Source organism: uncultured Campylobacter sp. (assembly GCF_937949835.1).
Taxonomy (GTDB): Bacteria; Campylobacterota; Campylobacteria; order Campylobacterales; family Campylobacteraceae; genus Campylobacter_B.
Window position 1 is genome coordinate 1 of the sequence record NZ_CALEDC010000148.1, and the last position, 2,782, is coordinate 2,782.

The 2,782-nt window shown below is 46.3% G+C and carries 2 protein-coding genes and 1 pseudogene; 2 read left to right on the forward strand and 1 reads right to left on the reverse strand.

The genetic code is table 11. From position 1 onward, the window contains the following. Both Q0256_RS03230 and Q0256_RS03235 read left to right on the forward strand, forming a co-directional pair. Nucleotides 1-392, forward strand: a pseudogene (locus Q0256_RS03230) (excinuclease ABC subunit A); the annotation flags it as partial. 21 nt (nt 393-413) lie between these two features. Next, nucleotides 414-1,388: a hypothetical protein gene (locus Q0256_RS03235; protein ID WP_297959995.1), complete on the forward strand. Its 975-nt coding sequence runs from the start codon at nt 414-416 to the stop codon at nt 1,386-1,388. Between the two features lie 161 nt (nt 1,389-1,549). Here Q0256_RS03235 and Q0256_RS03240 read toward each other — a convergent pair whose 3' ends face one another. Beyond that, nucleotides 1,550-2,608, reverse strand: a complete 1,059-nt coding sequence (locus tag Q0256_RS03240) for a DUF3137 domain-containing protein (protein ID WP_297959997.1) — start codon at nt 2,606-2,608, stop codon at nt 1,550-1,552. Nucleotides 2,609-2,782: the final 174 nt, after the last annotated feature.

A 2,782-nucleotide genomic window follows, 5' to 3' on the forward strand; every position in this document is an offset into this window, starting at 1 on the left:
CCGCCACGACGCTCTCGGGCGGCGAGGCGCAGCGCGTCAAGCTCGCCAAGGAGCTAAGCCGCACCGATACGGGCAACACGCTATATATCCTAGACGAGCCCACGACGGGGCTTCATTTTGCAGACGTAGATCGCTTGGTGGCGGTGTTACATCATTTGGTCGATCTGGGAAATTCCGTCTTTGTGATCGAGCACAATCTGGACGTCATCAAAAACTGCGATTACATCATCGATATGGGGCCAGAAGGCGGCGAGGGCGGCGGACAGATCGTCGCTTGCGGCACCCCAGAAAAGCTAGCAAAAGATTTCAAAAAGACCGGTAGCTATACGGGGGAATTTTTGGCGCAGGAGCTAGCGACAATGAAAAGCGCAAGCAAAAATAATCGAGGTTAAAACGCCTTATCGGGGGCAAGAATGGATCAAAACAGGCTTGAGGAATTAAGAAAGCTACTACAAAAGCGACATCAGAAGCCAAAGCGGGGCTTGGAACAAAATTTTAACGGCGAAAATTCTAAAGCCTCGAATTTTGAAACCAAAAATTCCGAAGTCTCAAATTTTGAAGCTTCGAATTCTGAAGTTTTAAATTCTGAATCCCTGAATTCTAGAGCTTCAAATTCTGAAACCCTAGATTCCGATCCTGACGCTTTAAATTTAGAAGCCGAATTGGAAGCCGAAGCGGATCAGAATTCCGCCTGTGTAAACAACATAGAGCAGCAAAATTTTATATCCGATGACAGCGGCGTCTTACCGCAGAATTCCAAGGCTAGAGATTACGACAAAGAGCCGATAATCATAAAAGACAACGCGATAGAGATGATAAAGCTATATCTGCCGATTGTATTTATTTTGGACTTTCTTTCACATTTTGCACCATACAGACCACCGCATCCAGGAGAGCTAAATGAACGCCCAAAAGAGTTCGGAAGCTGCTATATTAAATTTAAAAATTCCGCCATAGAGTATTTTTCTACGAAGAAAAATTTAGTCCTATTCGAAATAAAATTATCAAATATATTAGGAATAAAACGAACCTTCGGGCCTTCCGAATTTCAATCACTGATCGCTACAAAAAAGTTTGGATTTTGCGTCGTTATGATCTACTTCGTTTTGATGTCCACGGTTTTTTACTTTAAAGGCTATGCGATAGCCCCATTTATAGTGCCAATAGCATTTGGGCTCGGCATACTCCCGCTACTGATTTTTAGATTGATGAACGGACTAGGGCTTGGACTGGATATGCTAAGCGGCGATAGTTTGATTATCTTCGATAAGCACTTCATCATCGACGCCTCGATTTTAACGAGCAGCGAATACAAGGAGCTAAAAACCTATTTTTTACTAAAAACGGGAAAAAATTTAGACAAAATCCAGCCGCAAATTTTTATATAGGCTAGGAGCAGGTTTAGAAGTAAAGCAAAAATTTGATAAACAGCTATGCGATAAATGTTTAGAAGATAGCCTCGTATGAAATCAAAATTTGATAAGCCTGGACGCGCCGAATTATCTTTTAAGAGTTAAAAATTTTTAGCAGAAATACCGCTTAAATTTTATTAAATCCAAATCCTCACATTCAGTTTTAAAATTTTAACGATACTCAAAAAGCTTAAAATTTCGCTCTTTATCTCGCTTGCGGGGTCGCGGCGCAGCACGCTTTCATAGACGCTAGGCTCGAAATTATCGCGCCCGGTGTGCACGAAAATATGGATCCGCCGCTCTCTGATGCTCGCCCAGATCTGCGCCCCGAGCGCGTCGCCCACCGCCAAAAATCGCTCCATAAATGCAGGGGTTAGCACGTACATCGCGTTTTGCGGCTCGTCGCTAAGCACCTTGTAGCGCGCGGCAAACTCCACATTATCCATCGCAACGGGCTTTAGACCTACGTGCTGTTTATTTTGTATCTCGCGCGGATAGATGAAAACGGGCGCGATGATGCGTTTGTTAAATTCCGCTACGAAAAACGCCCCCACGAGCTCGTGCTGTAAATTTTGATGAAAAAAACTCACGTCGCTAAACTCGAAGCTCACCCCCTGCCACGCGCCGCCCACGCGGTCGTTGCCGCGCAGATTTTCGATGAACTCGAACAGATCGCTCTGCACCACGCGCCAAAACGGCACGCTGCCGTAGGAGACGTATTCGTAGCCGAGCTCGCGCACGAAAGGCGCCAGATAGTGCTGCTTGTAGCTTTGGCGGTACCGCCCCGTAAAGATCTCTTGCATGCTTTTTACGCCGAGCGCGTAAAGCCGCGTCGCTAGCCACACCCCAAGCGCAAGCGCGGCTAAGCCTATCAGCGTCTGCGGCAAGGCTGCGGAGTATTTTAAGATCAAAAACGAGATCGCGACCGCACCGAATTTTAAGATATTTTCCGTGCCGATGAGATCCTTTTGCCAGCCGTTTAGATGCACCTCTTTAAGGCTCACGGCGAGCGAGGCGATCGCCAGCAGCATAAGCAGCGTCGCGCTAAAGCTCTGCACGCCCTGCCTACGCGCAAAATACGCGATGACGCCGAATACCGCAAACAGGGCGATCATACTTATGACGGCAATGAGCTTTAGCTGCTCCACGTGCTTTTTGGCGTCCAGTCGCAGGCGCTCCAAATCATAAATAGTCAAAATTTCGCCCCTCTTTAAATTTGCCCGCAATTTTAGCGAAATTCTAGGAATTTTGGAATTTCAAAGCTCACTCGTCCGCACATAAGGCGGATTTTTATATGAATTTCGCACAGCCCCCTAAATTTAAGGATAAATTCAAAACTCTAAGTTTAAAATTCCGTCCTAGCGGGGGCG